19 protein-coding genes and 1 other RNA gene are annotated in these 19324 nt (G+C 38.2%); 15 read left to right on the top strand and 5 right to left on the bottom strand.

Going from position 1 to position 19324, the window contains the following annotated elements; translation table 11 throughout:
- Positions 1-23: 23 nt before the first annotated feature.
- From AC4QJR_RS19470 to AC4QJR_RS19455, 4 genes are all read left to right on the top strand, one after another.
- Positions 24-1220 (top strand): pyridoxal phosphate-dependent aminotransferase, encoded by a 1197-nt coding sequence (locus AC4QJR_RS19470; protein WP_496526713.1) that lies wholly within the window; start codon positions 24-26, stop codon positions 1218-1220.
- 436 nt (positions 1221-1656) lie between these two features.
- Positions 1657-2355, top strand: coding sequence for a DnaD domain protein (locus AC4QJR_RS19465; RefSeq protein WP_496523921.1), 699 nt, complete (start codon positions 1657-1659; stop codon positions 2353-2355).
- Positions 2356-2417: 62 nt separating this feature from the next.
- The gene (nth, locus tag AC4QJR_RS19460; protein ID WP_496523920.1) at positions 2418-3080 is read left to right on the top strand and encodes an endonuclease III; all 663 of its coding nucleotides are present in this window, start codon (positions 2418-2420) and stop codon (positions 3078-3080) included.
- A complete protein-coding gene (locus AC4QJR_RS19455) occupies positions 3073-3435 on the top strand; it encodes a YpoC family protein (protein ID WP_496523919.1) in 363 nt (120 codons plus the stop codon). The genes nth and AC4QJR_RS19455 overlap by 8 nt, the downstream gene beginning before the upstream one ends.
- 28 nt (positions 3436-3463) lie before the next feature.
- Here AC4QJR_RS19455 and AC4QJR_RS19450 read toward each other — a convergent pair whose 3' ends face one another.
- Positions 3464-6157 (bottom strand): PBP1A family penicillin-binding protein, encoded by a 2694-nt coding sequence (locus AC4QJR_RS19450; protein WP_496523918.1) that lies wholly within the window; start codon positions 6155-6157, stop codon positions 3464-3466.
- Between the two features lie 29 nt (positions 6158-6186).
- Positions 6187-6801, bottom strand: coding sequence for a Holliday junction resolvase RecU (recU, locus tag AC4QJR_RS19445; RefSeq protein ID WP_251456928.1), 615 nt, complete (start codon positions 6799-6801; stop codon positions 6187-6189).
- Between the two features lie 194 nt (positions 6802-6995).
- Between recU and AC4QJR_RS19440 the strand changes: the two genes are divergently transcribed.
- The 3 genes from AC4QJR_RS19440 (at position 6996) to AC4QJR_RS19430 (ending at position 9207) form a co-directional block, all read left to right on the top strand.
- Positions 6996-7973 (top strand): DUF2515 domain-containing protein, encoded by a 978-nt coding sequence (locus tag AC4QJR_RS19440; protein WP_496523917.1) that lies wholly within the window; start codon positions 6996-6998, stop codon positions 7971-7973.
- A 342-nt stretch (positions 7974-8315) separates the two neighbouring features.
- Positions 8316-8579, top strand: coding sequence for a hypothetical protein (locus AC4QJR_RS19435; RefSeq protein WP_375375021.1), 264 nt, complete (start codon positions 8316-8318; stop codon positions 8577-8579).
- 271 nt (positions 8580-8850) lie between these two features.
- Positions 8851-9207 carry a DUF1798 family protein gene (locus AC4QJR_RS19430; RefSeq protein WP_098571174.1) on the top strand — a complete coding sequence of 119 codons (357 nt, stop codon included), beginning with the start codon at positions 8851-8853 and terminating at the stop codon, positions 9205-9207.
- Between the two features lie 33 nt (positions 9208-9240).
- On the opposite strand, the gene yppF is transcribed toward AC4QJR_RS19430, so the two are convergent.
- Positions 9241-9450 (bottom strand): YppF family protein, encoded by a 210-nt coding sequence (gene yppF, locus AC4QJR_RS19425; protein WP_098571175.1) that lies wholly within the window; start codon positions 9448-9450, stop codon positions 9241-9243.
- 188 nt (positions 9451-9638) lie between these two features.
- On the opposite strand from yppF, the gene AC4QJR_RS19420 reads away from it, so the two are divergent.
- Positions 9639-10220, top strand: coding sequence for a YppG family protein (locus tag AC4QJR_RS19420; protein ID WP_496523916.1), 582 nt, complete (start codon positions 9639-9641; stop codon positions 10218-10220).
- 52 nt (positions 10221-10272) lie between these two features.
- Here AC4QJR_RS19420 and AC4QJR_RS19415 read toward each other — a convergent pair whose 3' ends face one another.
- Both AC4QJR_RS19415 and AC4QJR_RS19410 read right to left on the bottom strand, forming a co-directional pair.
- Entirely contained in the window at positions 10273-10752 is a 480-nt protein-coding gene (locus tag AC4QJR_RS19415) for an Hsp20/alpha crystallin family protein (RefSeq protein WP_098571214.1), read from the bottom strand.
- A gap of 348 nt (positions 10753-11100) precedes the next feature.
- Positions 11101-11799 carry a Crp/Fnr family transcriptional regulator gene (locus AC4QJR_RS19410; RefSeq protein ID WP_251456913.1) on the bottom strand — a complete coding sequence of 233 codons (699 nt, stop codon included), beginning with the start codon at positions 11797-11799 and terminating at the stop codon, positions 11101-11103.
- Positions 11800-12006: 207 nt separating this feature from the next.
- Here AC4QJR_RS19410 and AC4QJR_RS19405 point away from each other — a divergent pair, with 207 nt between their 5' ends.
- From AC4QJR_RS19405 to AC4QJR_RS19375, 7 genes are all read left to right on the top strand, one after another.
- Positions 12007-14283, top strand: coding sequence for a DEAD/DEAH box helicase (locus AC4QJR_RS19405; protein ID WP_496523915.1), 2277 nt, complete (start codon positions 12007-12009; stop codon positions 14281-14283).
- Positions 14284-14301: 18 nt separating this feature from the next.
- Positions 14302-15558, top strand: coding sequence for a ribonuclease H-like domain-containing protein (locus AC4QJR_RS19400; RefSeq protein ID WP_496523914.1), 1257 nt, complete (start codon positions 14302-14304; stop codon positions 15556-15558).
- 431 nt (positions 15559-15989) lie between these two features.
- On the top strand, positions 15990-16370 hold the full coding sequence (locus tag AC4QJR_RS19395) for a CotD family spore coat protein (RefSeq protein ID WP_496523913.1): 381 nt from the start codon (positions 15990-15992) through the stop codon (positions 16368-16370).
- Between the two features lie 127 nt (positions 16371-16497).
- Positions 16498-17055: an SLOG family protein gene (locus AC4QJR_RS19390; RefSeq protein WP_098571180.1), complete on the top strand. Its 558-nt coding sequence runs from the start codon at positions 16498-16500 to the stop codon at positions 17053-17055.
- 143 nt (positions 17056-17198) lie between these two features.
- Positions 17199-17501 (top strand): cell division regulator GpsB, encoded by a 303-nt coding sequence (gene gpsB, locus AC4QJR_RS19385; protein WP_026563881.1) that lies wholly within the window; start codon positions 17199-17201, stop codon positions 17499-17501.
- Positions 17502-17580: 79 nt separating this feature from the next.
- Positions 17581-17985: RNase P RNA component class B (gene rnpB, locus AC4QJR_RS19380), an RNA gene on the top strand.
- Positions 17986-18137: 152 nt separating this feature from the next.
- The gene (locus AC4QJR_RS19375; RefSeq protein WP_496523912.1) at positions 18138-19295 is read left to right on the top strand and encodes a THUMP domain-containing class I SAM-dependent RNA methyltransferase; all 1158 of its coding nucleotides are present in this window, start codon (positions 18138-18140) and stop codon (positions 19293-19295) included.
- The last annotated feature ends 29 nt before the right edge of the window (positions 19296-19324 follow it).

Genomic DNA, 19324 nt, shown 5'->3' with positions numbered 1-19324 from the left:
AGAGCGGAGGAATTGAAATGGTAGTGGAATTAGCTAATCGTGTAAAAGCACTTACACCTTCAACGACATTAGCGATTACAGCAAAAGCAAAAGAACTAAAGGAACAAGGGGAGGATGTTATCGGTCTAGGTGCTGGTGAGCCTGACTTTAATACCCCACAACATATTTTAGATGCTGCATTTCAATCAATGAATGAGGGGCATACGAAGTACACCCCTTCAGCCGGCTTGCCTGCATTAAAGAAGGCAATTATTAAGAAATTTGTTGAAGACCAGGGACTAGCTTTTAATCCTAATGAAATCATTGTTGGAAATGGCGCGAAACATGTCCTTTATACTTTGTTTCAAGTGATTTTAAATGATGGTGATGAGGTCATCATTCCAACCCCATATTGGGTCAGTTATCCAGAACAAGTAAAATTAGCTGGTGGAGTCCCAGTTTATATTGAGGGATTTGAGGATAATCAATTTAAAGTGACACCAGAACAATTAAAAAAGGCAATTACGAAGAAAACAAAAGCTGTTATTATTAATTCACCGAGTAACCCTACTGGAGTCCTATATACAGCTGAAGAACTTTTGGAAATAGGCAAAGTTTGCCTTGAGGAGAACATTCTCATTGTTTCAGATGAAATATACGAAAAGCTAGTTTATGGAGAAAATAAACATATTTCAATTGCTCAACTTTCTCCTGAATTAAAAGAGCAAACGATTGTTATTAATGGCGTTTCCAAGTCACATTCGATGACTGGTTGGAGAATAGGGTATGCAGCTGGAAATAAAAAAATTATTGAAGCGATGACAAACCTTGCAAGCCATAGTACATCTAATCCAACAACAACTGCCCAATATGCAACAATTGCTGCTTATACTGGTTCACAACAGCCAGTTGAAGAAATGAGGAAGGCATTTGAAGAAAGATTAGAAATTATTTTTACAAAGCTTGTTGCAATTCCAGGTGTGACATGTGTAAAACCACAAGGAGCTTTTTATCTTTATCCAAATGTAAAGAAAGCAGCAGAAATAACTGGGTACCAGAATGTGGATGCTTTTGTAGAGGCACTACTCGTGGACGCTAAAGTTGCAGTAATTCCTGGGTCAGGATTTGGAACGCCTGATAATATTCGTCTTTCCTACGCAACATCTTTAACATTGTTAGAAAAGGCAGTGGAGAGAATCCACCAATTTGTGGTTTCAAAGTCAAGTATGGTCAATCATTAATTATTTTGGCTGTGTTAAAGATTAATGTTGATTTTGACACTCTGTTGATTGGAGTGGAAGGCACGAAGACTCCTGCGGGAGTACGGGGCAGGGGAGACCCCGCAGGAGCAAAGCGACGAGGAGAAAGAAATGCGGAAGCGCCTTGTTCAGCCCCGACAAGCGCTGGAGGTCCTGTCGTTGAAGTCGTTCTTTGACTTCAGCGGCAGGACCGAAGCGACCTCGAGGGGCTAGGCGCTGTAGCTGGACAGGCTCCCCGGCACGCCCGCGAACCGCTTGTGCCTGGAACGGAAATCAACAGACAAGTTTAACACAGCCATTATTTTAAAAAGTCTGCGAATCGCTGCAGGCTTTTTGCTTTTAGTTACCAAAGATGGATGCCGTATACTCTTACTCGGATAGAATGTTCATGATATACTTAACAGGAGGTGTCCTGAATATGAAAACAAACTTATTAGCATGGATTCAAGAAGGAAACATTACTGTTCCTACATTATTATTTTCTGAATATCGCAATTTAAATTTAAATGAATATGAACTTGTTCTTTTATTAAATATTCTCACTTATTTAGAAAAAGGTCATGAATTCCCTACTCCGGATGAGCTTTCAGCAAGAATGACGATAACTATTTCTGAATGTAATGAAATGCTCAGGAGACTGATTCAAAGAGGCTTTATTCAAATCACCGATGGATATAATCATGATGGTATTCGATATGAGAAGTATTCCATTGAGCCTTTATGGGAAAGACTGATAGAACAGTTCTTAATAAATAATAAAATGAATAAAGATTCGGACAAGAAAGCTGATGAAACAGATCTTTATACATGTTTTGAAAAGGAATTCGGACGTCCGCTTTCTCCGTTTGAATGTGAATCACTTGCAATGTGGATGGATGATGACCATCATGACCCAATGATCATAAAAGCGGCTTTACGTGAAGCGGTAATGTCGGGGAAATTAAATTTCCGCTATATTGATAGAATTCTCTTTGAGTGGAAAAAGAGTGGAATAAAAACAATTGAGCAGGCCAAAAACCATGGTCTTAAATTTCGTCAAAAGCAAACACAAAAGGGAAGTATCAAAGACGAACCACACCAACCAACTGTCCCTTTCTACAACTGGTTAGAACAATAAATTCGAAGAGCGAGAGACATATCTCTCGTTTTATTTCATTTAAATAGAAGTAGGTGAAAGGTATGCTAAATAACAGCCAAATCCGTTATTGCCTTGATCAAATAGGCGAAATGTTTCCCGATGCCCACTGTGAGCTTAACCATTCGAATCCATTCGAACTGGTCATTGCTGTTGCACTATCAGCGCAATGTACCGATGTCCTTGTAAATAAAGTAACCAAATCATTATTTGAAAAATATAAAACACCCGAGGATTACCTAGCTGTTCCACTTGAAGAATTACAAAACGATATTCGTTCGATTGGCCTTTACCGGAATAAAGCTAAAAACATCCAAAACCTTTGTCGAATTGTATTAGAAGAATATAACGGTGATATCCCAACAGACCGTGATGAGTTAACAAAACTGCCTGGTGTTGGCAGGAAAACAGCGAATGTTGTGGTGTCGGTTGCTTATAATATACCCGCAATTGCAGTAGACACACATGTGGAAAGAGTTAGTAAACGATTAGGTATCTGCAGGTGGAAAGATTCTGTCCTTGAAGTGGAAAAAACATTAATGAGGAAAATTCCAAAAGAAGAGTGGTCACTCACACACCACCGCCTGATTTTTTTTGGGCGTTATCACTGTAAGGCACAAAATCCACAATGTCCAAACTGCCCTTTATTAGAGCTCTGCAGGGAAGGAAAAAAGAGGATGAAAGGGCAGGTCGCAAGCAATGGATAAAAAGGAAGTGGAGATTTCCAACCTTCTGACAGAATGGAAAAATAGTAAATTGCAATTGGAAGTACTATTTCGGGAACGTGAGTATAAAAATACAAAATTGTTGATGGATAAGGGGATTCAATTGTTTATTCAATTTCTGGCTTGGTCCAATGATTTGCCAGTTGCTTTGAATGAATCGCTTAATTTTAAACAATTAGAGTTTAAGCCGGTTAATGTTGAGGAACGATTGGCCTTTATTACCTCAAGGCCAGCATTATATCATTCTTATCGACAACTATCAGAGTTGATGATGGAACAGGAAAAATTGTTTGTAAAGAGAAACATATTAAAAAAAGCGTCTAAACCAAATGGTTAGACGCTTTTTAATGTTTTCTGATTGCTATTTAGCCAGGAGTCCCTGCAGCTGGCTGCTCTCCTGTCCCACTGTCAACTGGGATATCTGGTGGGGCGGTTCCTTCTCCATTTCCTTGTTCCCCGCCGTTGTCACCAGTGCCATCACCTGTACCAGTCCCGTTGCCAGTCCCGTTCCCGTTGCCAGTCCCGTTCCCGTTGCCAGTCCCAGTCCCGTTGCCAGTTCCGTTACCGTTACCATTACCGTTACCGTTACCGTTACCATTACCGTTACCATTACCATTACCATTACCATTACCATTACCATTACCATTACCATTACCATTACCATTACCTGGTGGGGTGGCTGGCTCATTACCCGTGCCAGGGTTAGTTTCTTGGGCAGGAATTTCAATGGTTGCCGTTACGGGATCGCTTTGTCTATCTCCACTAATCGCAATAATGGTGAAGGAATACTTCGCCCCCGGTACTGCTGGAATAATTAATGAAGTCTCTGATTGAGTATATTGTTTCTGTTCTGTACCACTAGACACTGTAATAGAGAAAGTAACATTGGATTTTTTAGAGTGCTTCCAAGATAATCCTATCGTATTACTTGCCTGATCATAGTTTGCTTTTAGATTTTTTGGAGCAGCTAGTTTGTCATACTTTGTGGAAACTCGATTAGGTGAGTGACCCTTCACAGCATACTCTGTAATAATTTGACTTGATGGTGTGTATTGACTTGCTAAAACTGGAGGCATTGAGCCTCTCTCAATCCTTACTCTTTGAACGCTGCTAGGCATTTTAAAGTCAGGTGTATCTGTATCCCTAGATACATGTTCCATGACGTTTTTAAAAATTAATTGGGCTAAACGTTGATTATTTCCAACTGCATTAATAGGGGTACTCCGGTCTTTATAACCAGTCCAAATAGATGCAGTGTAATTGGTCGTATAACCCGTGAACCATGCATCAGGAACGGATCTGCTGCTTGGAATATTCCATTTTTGAATTTCTTCATCTGTATAGTTAGTTGTACCTGTCTTACCGGCTATATCAAGTCCAGGAACATCCGCTCTTGTGCCTGTACCAGGATAATCGAGGACACTTTCCATCATACTTGTTATCATAAAAGCAGTAGAGTCTTTCATTACCACTTTCGGTTCTGGAGCAGTGCTTATCACAGTACCATCACGGAGTTTGATTTTCCTAATTGCATGAGGTTTTGTATAAATGCCTTTATTACCAAATGCACTGTAGGCACCTGCCATTTGCAGCGGTGATACACCCGTTTTAAAACCACCAATCGCATAAGATTCAAAAATTTCCTTTAAAGGGATACCTAAATCCACTGCAAAGTCTTTTGCTTTATCAAGGCCAACTTGTTGCAATGCTTGAACAGCAGGTGAATTTCGTGATAATTGCAATGCTGTTCTGATAGTCATAGCTCCCTTATAGCTTTGGTCCCAGTTCCCAAACTTTTTCCCAGAAGAATAAGTAATAGGCTTATCTTCTATCATTTGATAGGTTCCCCAGTTTAAATACTCAATTGCAGGAGCATAATCAAGAATGGGTTTGATAGTTGATCCAGGTTGACGCTGGGTATCAATTGCATAGTTAAATCCCCGTTTGACTTTTTGATTTCTACCGCCCCCAATGGCACGGATTTCACTCGTTTTCGTATCCAGAAGTGCTACTCCAGCTTGGAACTCATCATCCGGATAGTCGATCACATCATCTTTGTTAAGGATATCCTCAACATAAGATTGTGCATTCGGATCAAGTGTTGTATGAATGGTTAAGCCATCAGTAAAAATATCAAAATCAGATGTTTCTTTCACTTCATCAATTACTGCATCGACAAATGAATCAAAAGGTTTCTCTTTAACCTTTCGTTCTTTTTCATTTAATACGGTATCTTTAACTGATACTTTTTTCGCATCTTCCATGGCTTGTTTCGAAATAAATCCATGCTGGTGCATTAATGTTAAGACGATGTTGCGTCTTTTTTGAGCTAATTCAGGATGGTAGAAAGGATTATAATTATTGGGACTTTGCGGCATCCCAGCAATTTGGGCCGCTTCTGAAAGTGTTAAATCCTTTAATTCTTTTCCATAGAAAATCTTTGCAGCCGTAGCAATCCCATGACTATTTTCAGAAACATACACTTTATTTACATACATTTCGAAAATTTGGTGCTTTGTATATTGCTGTTCCAATTGATAGGATAGCCAGGCTTCTTCAACTTTTCGCTTTAAAGTTTTTTCTGGGGTTAAAAATGAGTTTTTAACTACTTGTTGTGTAATGGTGCTGGCACCCTCAGAACCAAAGCCATGTTTGATATTTGCGAGGACAGCCCCTCCTAATCGAATCGGGTCAATTCCATGGTGCTTGTAAAAACGATAATCTTCTGTTGCTAAGATCGCATTTTCGACTACCTGAGGAATATCTTTATAGTTTACATATTCCCGATTAACAGCACCCACTTCTGTTACAAGTTTGTCATCTTTATCTAAAATCTTCGAAGGGATTGGATCTTTTAATAATTTCGGGTCAAGTACGGGAGCATCCTTAACTAAGTACGCGAAAGTACCCACACCAGCCAGTATACCAATAATACCAAGGGCTACTATTGTTAGAAAAATTTTCTTTACAAGCCCCCCAGATTTTTTCTTGGCTTTTGGTTTACCTTTAGTTTGGATTTTCTTTCTGCGCTCCTCTCTTGATTGGTATTGTTCAGACATTGTAATATTCCTTCCTTTCGAGCCTAATCTCAATTGTAGAGCTTATCTATTATTTTAATATAGTCAATTCGGGGTTGAAAACCAAGTGGAATCAGGTACCCCTTTTGTTCCACTTCTTCTTTCGTGATTGATTTTCTTCCGCCATTTGTCATTCGCTCCCAAAAAGTTAACAAGTGCTTTGATTCAAGTAAGAAAACTTGCTCAAACTTTGTAAAACGGAGGATAACAAAACATATACCACCTTGATAAAGCACTTCTTCCATATGCTGTATCTGGTGTTGATGAAAATTCTTTAATGGAAATGAGGTAGGATTTTGTGTTTCCTTTGCTTCGAAGTCAATATACCTTCCTTTATAAACCCCATTATAATCCGTCGTAGATGCTAACTTAAAATAAGCTTCCTTAATCACAGCTGCACTCCGATTTGGATAATCAACTTGGACTATTTGAACAGGTGTTGGTTTCTTATGAATAACGGCTATCTTTCTCTCCCGGTAATATTCATTTGTTTCATTTAAATCTTCTTCCAGCGTCATACCTCTGTTACTATAAGAATCATTTTTCCTTTTTTTACTGGTACTTTCTGTGTCTGCGTCAAGGGCTTTAGGTATGTACCTTTTTCCGTTTGGATAGTTAAAATTCATCTTTTACACCTCTCAAGCTATTCCTTATCATACCAAATCTTAGCGAGATTGGGGTGTATAAAATACTTTTGCATACAAAGGCTAATAACAATTGTAACGATAATTCCAAAATTATACATGATGCATTTTTCATAAAGGAACTAAACGCTAAAATTGTACTAATAATCTATTAAAAAACACAAGGGAAGATGAATATGAATCATCTTACAATACAGGAACAAACAATCATTCGTCAAATTCAAGCAGAAACGAAGAAGAAAAATGTCGATAATATCTCAAGGACAGAAGCTTATTTATCTTATTTTAAAAAAAATCCTGATATCAGTTGGGCTTTTTTAGCAAGTATGGTTTCAAGAAATGGTGGATGGAATATGTGTGACCTGCAAGGCTCCATCTTTCCTCAATTAATCACAGATATGACGAGAAAACAGCTTTTTCTTACCTATGAACGGGCAAATTGGCTTATTTTTAATGATGTCTATCCTCAGTTGTTGGTCTATCAATATTCGACGAAAATGAATCGACAAATGTTTCATTTACTTCCTTATTTTCATGTATCAGCGTTTATACAAAAAGAATGGTATCGATATTGGAAAGAAAACGATAAGAATAGACTAACCACTTGTTTAATCATAAATGAGCAAAATGTCATTCAAACTCCTGTAATTGACCATCCTGTATATAAAAAAAAGATTTTCAAATCAAAGCTTTTTTCTTTTCAGGATTGGCTGCATTTCAGCTGCGTTTTGTTTCCAACATGCGGAGGAGAATTATACGGCGCTAGTGTCAATGGTTTCAAATCATTATCGAAACGAATCAATCTAGGTAAACGACTAGCCAGTATTCTTTTTCACCCGAGACTATTTCCTTACTTTTTTGAGTTTGCAGAGAAAACGCCTCATACTGGTTCAAGATATGATTATGAACAATATTTTAAAATAAAATCAGGTCAAAAAACACCGATTTTACGAGCAACCTTTCCAATTATAGAGCATAATCAACATAAATTTGAAGATTGGAGTTTGCGTCGAAGGGTCCCCCCTAGTTGGATGTATTTTCCGGTAGACAATCGTCACCCCATTCATCTGACAGATTGGTACTTTTCAAAATCAAATCAACTTCAGTTAATACTAGCGCTCCAAAAAACCTTGCAGTTAAAAAAGTGGAATTAGAAAAAGCAAGGGAAACCCCCTTGCTTTTTTGGGTATTATTCAGCCGGACGGTTTTCACCAACAAGCTTTTTATCACCATAGCCTGTCTTTTTTACTTCATCAGCTGGTCTTGATTGTTCCTTTTTATTTTGATTTTTATTTTTTGGCATTAATTGCACCTCCAATAATAGAATGTGCGCTTTTTTAATTTTCATGCAGGTTAAGTGGTGTCGAAACCTTAAGGGAAAAATGCCATTTTACCACTACCTTTGGCGAATAGAAACTAGTTTTGTCAAGGCAGAAGGAAGCAAAAAAGAGAAGGAGAATTATACTAAATAGAAAATGCTGGGAGGGGTTTGATTGATGAATAAGCCATTGTCCGATAAAGAAAAGTTGATTTCAATGCTTACGGAAATATATGATCAATTAGAAGACTTGGAAGTGGTGCTAGAAGCATCCTTCTCAGACCTGCGCAAAAGTTTAGATCAGGAAGAACAGGATAAGATAATGGAATCCAAACAAAAACTATTTGGACTAGAAAAAACAATGGAAAAAGTTAACTCTATTTCAAACGTAGAAATAGCAGGAGAGCCATACAACTTGAATTGGGCTTTTAATTGCCGTTAAAATAACAATATCAATGAAAGTAGCATGGAAAAAAACTTCATGCTGCTTTTTTATTTTTGGGTTATGTTAAAACTTATTAATGATTTTGGCACCCTGTTGAATGGAGAGGAAGGCACAAAGACTCCTGCGGGAGGACGGGGCAGGGGAGACCCCGCAGGAGCCCAGCGACGAGGAGGCTCGCCGGACCGCCCGCGGAAAGCGAAGTGCCTGGAGCGGAAATCAACAGGCACATTAACAGAGCCTATTTTTTGGGAGGAAGGGTTTTTTCGAGATGTCTGAAGAAATTATTGATTTAACAGAAAAACTATTAGCTTTTAACAGCTTATTCATGAAGTATTATCAAGAGGGGCGGACAACAGGGACTAAGTATGATTTTCATGAAGTCATAAAGCCATTTGCAAATGAAGTAAAGGAGATAAATGACCAATGGAAACTGGCGATGAAGAGGTGGCTTTCAGACTCAGACCATAAACATCTTCATTTAAAGCAAGTTGACACCACTTCTGAACATATTGATCAACTTTCAATCCAAGCCTTTTTCCCAGAGACCAGTAGAACAAGGTTTATTAATGCCAATCGCACGGTTGAATTTTTCCTTTTAGAAATATTAAAAGAGTTAAAAAAATAGAAAAGAGATGCATTTGCATCTCTTTGATGAGTATTAAGAATGTTCGATGAGGGAGTTTTCATTATCCGTTTCAGGTATGACTGCGCCTTGTTTTTCAAGCTCACAGACTAGAAGACGATATTCTTTAATATTTATATCGTTATGAATATACGCTTTCTTAGCAAAATCCATTAATGCATTTACATCATCAGTTGTATAATCCCTGCTTTGAATAAATTTGCTTTTTAATTCGCGAATGTCCATCTATTAGCTCCTCCTTCATCCTTTTTTCTATCGTAACACGAAAGTGATGATTTTCTAGTTTTTAAAATATTTAAACTTTAGACAAAATTCTTGTCATTATGACATTGGGAATCTTTTCAGGAGGAATCACCATTCCTTCCTTTTCTTCATAAAGTGTAGTAGATAAAATGCGGAGGAGATGTTTGCCCATGTTTGGAAAGAAAAGACCAACCAATTACTACTTCAATAATGGATATCCGGGGCAAATGATGCACCAAGGTCCAGTTGGTCAACAAAGAAATCAGCAGCATTTTACTAGTAATCCACCATACTTATATCAAGCACCACCTCAAAACTTTGATTGGACATTATACCAACAACAAAATCCACCAAACCCACCAAACCCACCAAACCCATATTATCAGCAAGCCTATCCGCCTTATATGCAAAACTATCAACCTGGCCATGTTCCACAAGGTTCTTTTAATAACCAGTCTTTTTCACAAGGGGATTCGCAATTCCTATTCCAAAATCCATTGCAACCTCAGGAAAAAATGGTTCAAAAACCACAGTATATGCCAATGAATGGTTATCCAGCGATGAATCCATATCCTAAACAAAGTGCAATCCCGAAACAGGCGGGAGGAGTCCAGTCCTTTATGAACTCTTTTAAGTCCCAGGATGGATCGGTAGATATTAATAAAATGGTTAACACTGCTGGGCAAATGATGAATGCTGTTAGTCAAGTAAGTTCACTTGTCAAAGGATTTGGTGGAATATTTAAAGCATAAGGAAAGACGGCTCGTCAGGAAGCCGTCTTTTTATTTGGAGAAATATAGATGTTTACTCCTCAATTTCAATCATTTTCCCTTTTTCCTGTGGAATTCGGACTTTTAATAAACCATCACGATAGGAAGCTTTGACATTTTTTTCGTTAATTGTGTGTGGAAAGGAAATAGTTCTGGATGATTTTTGTTGTAAGTATTTTCGCCGATAAATCTGGTTATGCTCATCTTCGGCTGTTTCAAGTTCTTTATTTTCTACAGAAATAGTCAAATAATTACCTGAGATATTTAATTGAATCTGCTCCCGTTTAACCCCAGGCAGTTCAGCTGAGATGATATATTCGTTACCTGTTTCAAGTGTGTCAACATGGAAGTTTGCCCCTGGTGGAAATGGACTTTTGAAAAAATCATCAATTGACTGTAAAAAGCCCTTAATCGGTTTTTCATGGAAAAATTCGTTCATCGTTTTCATTAAATCACCAAAAGAATCAGTTCTAGGCTTTTTTGAATTTTTATCATTCGGCACCAAAGATGACATATGGATTCCCTCGCTTTCCAGTTTTTCACTTGCCAGTATATGCGAATATAACTGGGTATGTGCCGTCATATTTTATCCTTGGGATTCAGGTAATTCAAATTGGTCCAAAAACGCCTGAATTTATAAATAAAAACCGCAGCCGATATGCTGCGGTTTTTTTCATATGATAAGAAGGTATAATTTTTTGAACTTAGATTACTGTCTTGCTCCAGCGCCCTAGCGGCTAGTGTCCTTCGCTCTCCGCCCTACGATAAGTCAACATCGAATCGCTAACGCTCTTCGTGTTTCCTTTATCTCAGTTGGAGCGCTCCAGGCCATACGTCGCTGAACAGGGCGCTTGCGCTTTTCTTATATTAAATGAATTTCTTCCATTAAAATTTTAATATCTACTATCATGTTGCCTTCATCATCTACTTCAATTAATTCATCTTTTTTCATTTTTGTCAGTGTTCTGCTAATGGTTTCCCTAGTAGTCCCAATCATATTAGCAAGATCCTTGTTCGTAAATTCCGATTTTAAGAGGATTGTCCCATCTTCTTGTTCTTTTCCATGATTTTGGGCAAGGCGTATCAGAAGTTTTACTATTTGCTCATATGTATTATTGAGAATTTGCTCTTCTAAACGGTTTTGTAAATCAACGATTTTTTCACCCAAAACTTTAAACACTTTAATACATAACTCGGGGTTATCAATTAAAACCGTTTCAAATTTTGAAATTGGAATGGCAATAAGTGTTGATGACTCAAGTACTTCCGCATAGGCAGGATAATCACCTTTTCTGAAAAAGCCCACATGCGGAAACATCTCCCCTTTTTTGGCAATTGCAACAATTTGTTCTTTGCCATTAATGTCACTTTTGTAGATTTTGATTTTTCCGTCATAAATGAAATAGACATTTTCAAGCGGGTCACCTTGGAGAAATACATGGCTTTGCTTTTTCCATTCTCTGGAGATGGCGATATCAGTGATTTTCGTTAATTCAAAATCATTCAATTCTCGAAAAAGAGTAAAATCAGCAAGCACCCTTTTTATTTCTTCTATTTTCATTAGATTCACCTTCACAGTCATAGTCAGTTATTATCTATTGTAACAAAAATTTTAGAAATAGTTTATGGTATTAATAAATGTTAAAAAATAGATGGAACATTTTATAGTAGAGGAAAAAGATACCACCGGAATAAAAGCAGAAATTAATTATTTATACTTTTGTTACGAACGTTCATTCGATAGAATAGAAGTAATGAGGTGATAAGCATGAAGTTAAGAAAAACCCTACAAGAAATTTTAATTGATTTACAAATAAATGATCAATTCAAGGACAATATCGTCACTTGGCACACAATAGATGAACAGCAGGCCCAAACAGTACCTCTTCCCAATGACCTGCATCCAGTATTAAAATCTACGTTATTTGAAAGGGGAATAGAGCAGCTGTATACACATCAAATAGCTTCTTATGAAAAAATTATGGAGCGAAAGAGTATTGTTGCAGTTACTCCTACAGCTTCAGGGAAAACCCTATGCTATAATCTTCCAGTCCTACAAACAATCCTAGAAAATCCAAGTGCACGCGCACTTTATATGTTTCCTACTAAAGCACTGGCACAGGATCAAAAGAGTGAAATTAATGAAATTATTCAAGCAGCAGGAGTAGACATCAATAGTTATACGTACGACGGAGATACGCCAGCAAATATTCGTCAAAGAGTCAGACAAGCAGGACACGTGGTGATTACTAACCCAGATATGCTCCATTCAGCGATTCTGCCGCATCATACAAAATGGGTTTCCTTGTTTGAAAACCTTAAATTTGTTGTCATAGATGAACTTCATACGTATCGCGGCGTATTTGGCAGCCATGTAGCAAATGTAATTAGAAGGCTAAAACGCATTTGTAAATATTATGGGAGTAACCCTGTATTCATTTGTACATCCGCAACGATAGCGAACCCACTAGAGTTAGCCGAAACTCTTACAGAGGAAAAAATGCACCTGATTGATAACAATGGAGCCCCAAGTGGTACAAAGCACTTTCTCTTCTATAACCCGCCTATCGTAAACAAGCCGTTAAACATTAGAAGAAGCGCCACGCTAGAGGTGCGGAAAATTGCTGGCGAACTATTAAAAAATAAAATTCAAACAATAGTCTTTGCCAGAAGCAGAGTAAGAGTCGAAATTATTTTAACCTATTTGCAAGAATTAGTGAAAAACCAATTGGGTGCAAAGTCTATAAGAGGCTACCGAGGTGGATACCTTCCTACTGAACGAAGGAAGATTGAAAAAGGTCTTCGTTCAGGTGAGATTTATGGCGTAGTCAGCACCAATGCTCTAGAACTAGGAGTAGATATTGGACAATTGCAAGTATGTATTATGACTGGCTATCCAGGTACTATTTCCAGTGCTTGGCAGCAAGCGGGAAGAGCCGGAAGAAGACATAGTGAAGCTCTGGTAATAATGGTAGCTAGTTCTAGTCCGCTTGACCAATATATTATCCAGAACCCTGAATACTTTTTTAATAAAAGCCCTGAAACAGCTAGAATCAATCCTGATAACCTAATAATTTTAATAGATCATATGAAATGTGCTGCATATGAACTCCCTTTTAAAGCAGGTGAACAATTTGGCAGTGTCGAAACAGAGGAATTGTTAGAATACTTAACCGAGGAACGTGTTCTTTATCATAATAGCGGCAAGTGGTATTGGATGAATGATTCCTTCCCTGCACATAACATTAGTTTACGATCGGCATCACAGGAAAATGTCATCATTGTTGACCAATCAGATGTGGCCAATGTCAAAGTTATAGGTGAAATGGACCGCTTTTCCGCGATGACACTTCTCCACGATGAAGCCATTTATTTGCATCAAGGTACACAATTCCAGGTGGAAAAACTTGATTGGGAAGAGAAGAAAGCTTTCGTAAGGGAAGTAGATGTAGACTATTTTACTGATGCAAATCTAGCGGTTCAATTAAAAGTACTGGAAGTGGACAAACTTCAAACATTGGATGAAGCTGAATTTGGCTATGGGGATGTAAGTGTACGAGCCATGGCAACCATTTTTAAAAAAATAAAATTTGAAACACACGAAAACATTGGGTCGGGACCAATCCATTTGCCGGAAGAGGAACTGCATACCAGTGCAGCTTGGATCTCCTTAAACCAGCCATTGTCAGAGCTGGGCCATGAGAGACTCGAACAGGGGCTTGTAGGGACGGCCCATGCACTAAACCATATTGCCCCCTTATTCGTAATGGCCGACCCACAGGATATTCATGTCATACCGCAGGTAAAGGCAGACCATAACGAAAAGCCAACCATTTTCTTTTATGATCGCTACCCAGGAGGGGTCGGATTAAGCGAGAAAATACACACGGGAATGTCAGAAGTATTTGCGGAAACAAAGAAAATGATTACGGGATGTCACTGTGAATGTGGCTGCCCGTCTTGTATTGGGACGGACACGGTTAGTGAGGCAGCTAAAAAGGATGTCTTAAAAATAATTGAAGCATTTTTAAAATCCTCAAAATAGGGGGAAGGAAGATTAGCGATGTCGTTAAAAAATAAATTAAATCGTCTAAAGCCACATCTTTCTGCTGGCGGAACTTCAGAAAAAATTTTCATTCCTCCACAATCCGCTAGCATTGAGGTTCCCTTCAAGGAGAAATGGGAGCAAGCAAACGTGTTTCCTTATTATTTCGACGAGAATTACTGTTTAATAAGAGAAGTAAAATATCCACTCTCGCACCAGCATGGGCATTACTGTTTTCGTGATTTCCTCGCTGCAGTCGACATTTGGAACAACCAGCCCGTTAATCATCCATTATCGGCCGAGGGACACCAAGCTGACGAATTATTCTTTTTTGATACCGAAACAACGGGTCTCGGAGGAGGTGTAGGAAACACCATTTTCCTTCTTGGATATGCGAGTATTTCGGGAGATTCCCTTGTTTTGAGACAACATATTTTACCAAACCCAGGAGCAGAAGTCCCTTTATATCAAAGCTTTCTAGAGAAAATCAATTATAAAACATTAGTGACCTACAATGGGAAGTCATTTGATTGGCCGCAGGTAAAAACAAGGCATACCTTAGTTCGAGAACATGTACCCAAACTGCCGCAGTTTGGTCATTTTGATTTGTTCCATGCCGCACGGAGACTTTGGAAGCATAAATTAGAACGCTTGAAATTAGCTGTGGTTGAGAAAGAGGTTCTTGGTGTGGAAAGAGTTGATGACATTCCGGGCTTTTTAGCTCCAATGATTTATTTTGATTTTATTGAGAGTAAACAACCTGATGGGATGATGGGTATTCTAAAGCATAATGAAATTGATATTTTATCGCTTGTTACCTTATACACTCATATCACGTTTCAGCTTTGCGGGGTGGATATCGATCAAACAAGGTCGGAGTCTTTTGAGGTCGGGCGCTGGTTCGCATCTTTAGGGGAAAGAAATCAAGCCGAGAAAGTATTAAGCAAACTTGTAAATGGCAGTGATATGACATCCTATCAAGCTAAATTTTCTTTGGCTTTACAACGCAAAAAGGAAAAAGATTGGGTAAAAGCAATGGAGCTGTATTCAGATGTCACCGATTCTGGTGATAATCGGCTGATGTTGGAAGCCTGCTTAGAACTCGCAAAAATTCATGAACATAGAATAAAAGATTATGAACTTGCCATAGATTACTGTCAGAAAGCGATCATGCTCGTGTCTCGATCGGAACAAACTGCCGTAATTTCAGGTCAATGCAGTCTAGAACAACTTCAGTTCAGGCTTCAGCGGTTAGAAAGGAAAATGGAAAAATAACTGAAAAACGATTGATTATTATAACGTTCACATTTTTGTCAAAAAAACTTTGTAATTTGTTTGTAAAACCAGCATTTCCATATTGTTAAACAACGTTAAAAGTTGTAAAATTTGAAATTGGATTGAAAAAAATGAAATACAAAACATTTGGAGCTGGTAATATATGTACAAGGCGATTTTATTTTTATTTTTTGTTGTCGTATGTTTGACTGCAGTTATTTTTACAAGTTTAAAAGATAGCTTTTATTCTTTTCTATAAAAAAAGCATATGCCTAGTGTGTATAGTTCAGAAGCTAGGCAGTTTTACATATATAAATAGAAATCAAGAAAATGAACTGTTCTCAAGGAAAAATAGGTATTTTCATTAGTACAAGAGTAATCCCTTCAACATAGGCTGTAATGTAAACAAAATACTGAAGGGAGATTATCATATGTATCTTGGAACTAATTTTATGCCGCCTGTTATTCATCCGACTCAACAAATTGTGAACCATACGTTTTCAACAACAGTGGTTCCCCATATTCACCCTGTCCACACAACTACGGTGAATCATCATCTGTTTCAACACAAACATTTTTGCCCGCAAACTGCATCATGCGCTGAAGAGGTATGCAACCAGCAAATTAATTGCTGTAACCCATGTGCTGCTCCAATGCCAGCGACTTTACCTGCTGCAAATGCTTTGCCAAATGCTTTGCCAGGAGGTCCAGGATTTGGCCCAGGAATGGGAGGTCCAGGATTTGGTCCAGGAATGGGAGGTCCAGGAGGCCCAGGATTTGCACCAGGACCATTTATGGGACCAAGACGCTAATATCAAAACGGCGATTACAGGGGCTTTTCAGCCCTTGTTTTTTATTTATTTTTACTACATGATATGCTATTCTTGTCCAAATGTTTGTCCATTTTAAAAAATTTTTTCATTGAGGAGAACATTTTAGATGAAAGTTTTAGCCATATCCGGTTATAAACCGTTTGAATTGGGGATTTTTAAGAATGATCATCCATCGGTTTTATTTATTAAGGCTGCGATAAAGAAATCGTTACTACCAATGGTGGAAGAAGGATTAGAATGGGTACTGATCAGTGGTCAGTTAGGCGTGGAACTATGGGCTGCTGAGGTTGTTTTTGAATTACAGATGGAATTTCCTGATTTAAAACTTGCGGTAATTACTCCATTTCTAGACCAGCAAGCATCATGGAAAGAGAATAACCGGGAATGGTATGAATCGATCCTGGCACAAGCGGATTTCATTGATTCTGTTACGAAAAAGGGCTATGAAAAACCATGGCAATTTCGCTTAAAAAATCAATTTTTTATTGAAAAAAGTGAAGGGCTCCTCCTTCTTTATGATCAGGAAAAGGAAGGAAGTCCAAAATATCTTTATGAAATGGCTTTGGAATACCGAAAAAAATATTCATACTCTATTGAACTTATAACATTTTATGATTTACAGATGATCGTGGAAGAAGAACAGATGAAACTGTCTGATTTTTAAGTTTTAGTCATTTTTACAGTTTTTATTCCATATATTGAATTGTTTTAAAAATCATAATACTTTCAATACAAATGAAAATTGACAAAACTACATATTTTTGAAAAAATAATAGGTAGTGATTGGCGAATACTGAGGTGAATGGAATGCTGTCAGATAAAGTAAAATTAACAGCCAAGGATATTTTAGAAAAAGAGTTTAAGTCTGGAGTACGCGGTTATAAACAAGAAGATGTTGATAAGTTTTTAGATTTAATCATTAAAGATTATGGAACTTTTCATCAGGAGATTGAAGATCTTCAACAGGAAAATCTTCGACTCCGGAAACAGCTTGAGGAAACTTCCAAAAGACAGCCAGCAGCACAACCTGCAGGAACAACGAATTTTGATATCTTGAAGCGCTTATCCAATCTTGAAAAACATGTTTTTGGTAACAAGCTTTACGATTAACAAAAAATAGGAAGATTTCCTGTTAATAACCATTGAATTACCAGCGTGAAATACATATAATAAATTGTATTCATTAATAACGTTCGGGTAATCGCTGTAAGATGCATTTGCATTCTTGCAGAGGAAAGTCCATGCTCGCACGAGCTGAGATGCTCGTAGTGTTCGTGCCTAGTGAATTCATAAGCTAGGGCAGTTGGGGCTAGCATCCAACTGACGGCCGGGAAAATACCTAAGTCCTTTTGGGATATGGTATGAATACCTATAAAAGTGCCACAGTGACGTAGTCTTTCCAGAAATGGAAAGGGTGGAACGGGTAAACCCCACGAGCGAGAAACCCAAATAATGGTAGGGGCACTTTCTCTGAGGAATTGAACAAGGAGAAGGACAGGCTCAAATTTGAGTCTGTAGATAGATGATTACCACCTAAGTACGAGACACACCCGTGTCGTTTGTAGTACACTGGTACAGAACATGGCTTACAGAACGTTATTAATGGGAATGAATGCTGGATATAAACGGCTCTCCTAATAAGGAGAGCTTTTTATTGTTATTAATCAGCAAACTGCATTCAAAAACTACTTTTTGTCAATAATGAAATCCATATACATACAAATGAAATGAATTAAGGGTGAAGAAATGGGAAAATATCAAATAATAGCTACTGCAGCCATGGGACTGGAGGCCTTAGTTGCCAAAGAAGTCCGGGCATTAGGATATGACTGTGAAGTTGAAAATGGAAAGGTCACCTACATAGGGGATGAATCTGCTATTGCCCGCAGTAATTTATGGCTTCGAACGGCAGATCGAATTAAGATTAAAATCGGAGAATTTAAGGCATACACCTTTGATGAATTATTTGAAAAAACAAAGGCCCTGCCATGGGAGAAATTTTTACCCGAAGATGCTGAATTTCCCGTTGTGGGAAAATCAGTGAAGTCAAAGCTCTTTAGTGTATCTGATTGTCAGGCCATCGTGAAGAAAGCTGTTGTGGAACGGATGAAACAACACTACAAGCGAAGTACTTGGTTTGAAGAAAACGGTGCCTATTATCGGATCGAAGTAGCCTTACTAAAAGACGTTGCTACCATTACCATTGACACGAGTGGTCAAGGGCTGCATAAACGCGGTTATCGAGTGGATCAAGGTGAGGCGCCTCTAAAGGAAACCCTTGCAGCTGCGCTAGTTCTACTCACTAATTGGAAAGCAGACCGTCCCTTTATGGACCCTTTCTGTGGTTCTGGAACGATTCCTATTGAAGCGGCAATGATCGGGCAAAATATTGCTCCAGGCTTTAACAGGGAATTTGTGTCGGAACGTTGGAATTGGATCCCGGCGAAAGTTTGGGATGATGCTAGAAATGAAGCTGAGGACTTAGCAAATTACGACCAGCCCTTAGATATTTTAGGGACAGATATCGACCATAGAATGGTGAAAATTGCCCAAGACAATGCGTTTGAGGCTGGATTTGGGGATTTGATCCATTTTAAGCAAATGCAGGTTAGAGACATTTCTACCAATAAGCAATACGGTGTCATTGTTGGGAATCCCCCTTATGGTGAAAGACTTGGGGAGAAAAAAGCAGTCGAACAAATGTATAAAGAAATGGGCGAGGCATTCAACGCACTTGATACATGGTCTAAATATATCTTAACTTCCAACGAGCAGTTCGAACAATTTTATGGTAAGCCCGCGACAAAAAAGAGAAAACTATTTAACGGCTTTATTCGTACGGATCTTTATCAATATTGGGGAAAAAGACCGCCGCGTCAAGATGATTTAAATCAAGACAAGTAATTCAAATGAAACATTATTTTTGTTGGAAC

It is taken from the genome of Neobacillus sp. BP17, assembly GCF_059579525.1.
Note: the sequence above shows the minus strand (reverse complement) of the source record. Positions and strands in the feature narration are given on the sequence as shown.

What these genes read in the sequence shown, in the direction of transcription:
- AC4QJR_RS19455 (WP_496523919.1), top strand. Translation starts at nt 3,073, where the DNA reads ATGGATAAAAAGGAAGTGGAGATTTCCAACCTTCTGACAGAATGGAAA.
- AC4QJR_RS19405 (WP_496523915.1), top strand. Translation starts at nt 12,007, where the DNA reads ATGAAGTTAAGAAAAACCCTACAAGAAATTTTAATTGATTTACAAATA.
- AC4QJR_RS19400 (WP_496523914.1), top strand. Translation starts at nt 14,302, where the DNA reads ATGTCGTTAAAAAATAAATTAAATCGTCTAAAGCCACATCTTTCTGCT.
- AC4QJR_RS19465 (WP_496523921.1), top strand. Translation starts at nt 1,657, where the DNA reads ATGAAAACAAACTTATTAGCATGGATTCAAGAAGGAAACATTACTGTT.
- AC4QJR_RS19395 (WP_496523913.1), top strand. Translation starts at nt 15,990, where the DNA reads ATGTATCTTGGAACTAATTTTATGCCGCCTGTTATTCATCCGACTCAA.
- yppF (WP_098571175.1), bottom strand. Translation starts at nt 9,450, where the DNA reads ATGGACATTCGCGAATTAAAAAGCAAATTTATTCAAAGCAGGGATTAT.
- gpsB (WP_026563881.1), top strand. Translation starts at nt 17,199, where the DNA reads ATGCTGTCAGATAAAGTAAAATTAACAGCCAAGGATATTTTAGAAAAA.
- AC4QJR_RS19415 (WP_098571214.1), bottom strand. Translation starts at nt 10,752, where the DNA reads ATGTCATCTTTGGTGCCGAATGATAAAAATTCAAAAAAGCCTAGAACT.
- AC4QJR_RS19420 (WP_496523916.1), top strand. Translation starts at nt 9,639, where the DNA reads ATGTTTGGAAAGAAAAGACCAACCAATTACTACTTCAATAATGGATAT.
- recU (WP_251456928.1), bottom strand. Translation starts at nt 6,801, where the DNA reads ATGAATTTTAACTATCCAAACGGAAAAAGGTACATACCTAAAGCCCTT.
- AC4QJR_RS19410 (WP_251456913.1), bottom strand. Translation starts at nt 11,799, where the DNA reads ATGAAAATAGAAGAAATAAAAAGGGTGCTTGCTGATTTTACTCTTTTT.
- AC4QJR_RS19390 (WP_098571180.1), top strand. Translation starts at nt 16,498, where the DNA reads ATGAAAGTTTTAGCCATATCCGGTTATAAACCGTTTGAATTGGGGATT.
- AC4QJR_RS19430 (WP_098571174.1), top strand. Translation starts at nt 8,851, where the DNA reads ATGTCTGAAGAAATTATTGATTTAACAGAAAAACTATTAGCTTTTAAC.
- nth (WP_496523920.1), top strand. Translation starts at nt 2,418, where the DNA reads ATGCTAAATAACAGCCAAATCCGTTATTGCCTTGATCAAATAGGCGAA.
- AC4QJR_RS19375 (WP_496523912.1), top strand. Translation starts at nt 18,138, where the DNA reads ATGGGAAAATATCAAATAATAGCTACTGCAGCCATGGGACTGGAGGCC.
- AC4QJR_RS19435 (WP_375375021.1), top strand. Translation starts at nt 8,316, where the DNA reads ATGAATAAGCCATTGTCCGATAAAGAAAAGTTGATTTCAATGCTTACG.
- AC4QJR_RS19440 (WP_496523917.1), top strand. Translation starts at nt 6,996, where the DNA reads ATGAATCATCTTACAATACAGGAACAAACAATCATTCGTCAAATTCAA.
- AC4QJR_RS19450 (WP_496523918.1), bottom strand. Translation starts at nt 6,157, where the DNA reads ATGTCTGAACAATACCAATCAAGAGAGGAGCGCAGAAAGAAAATCCAA.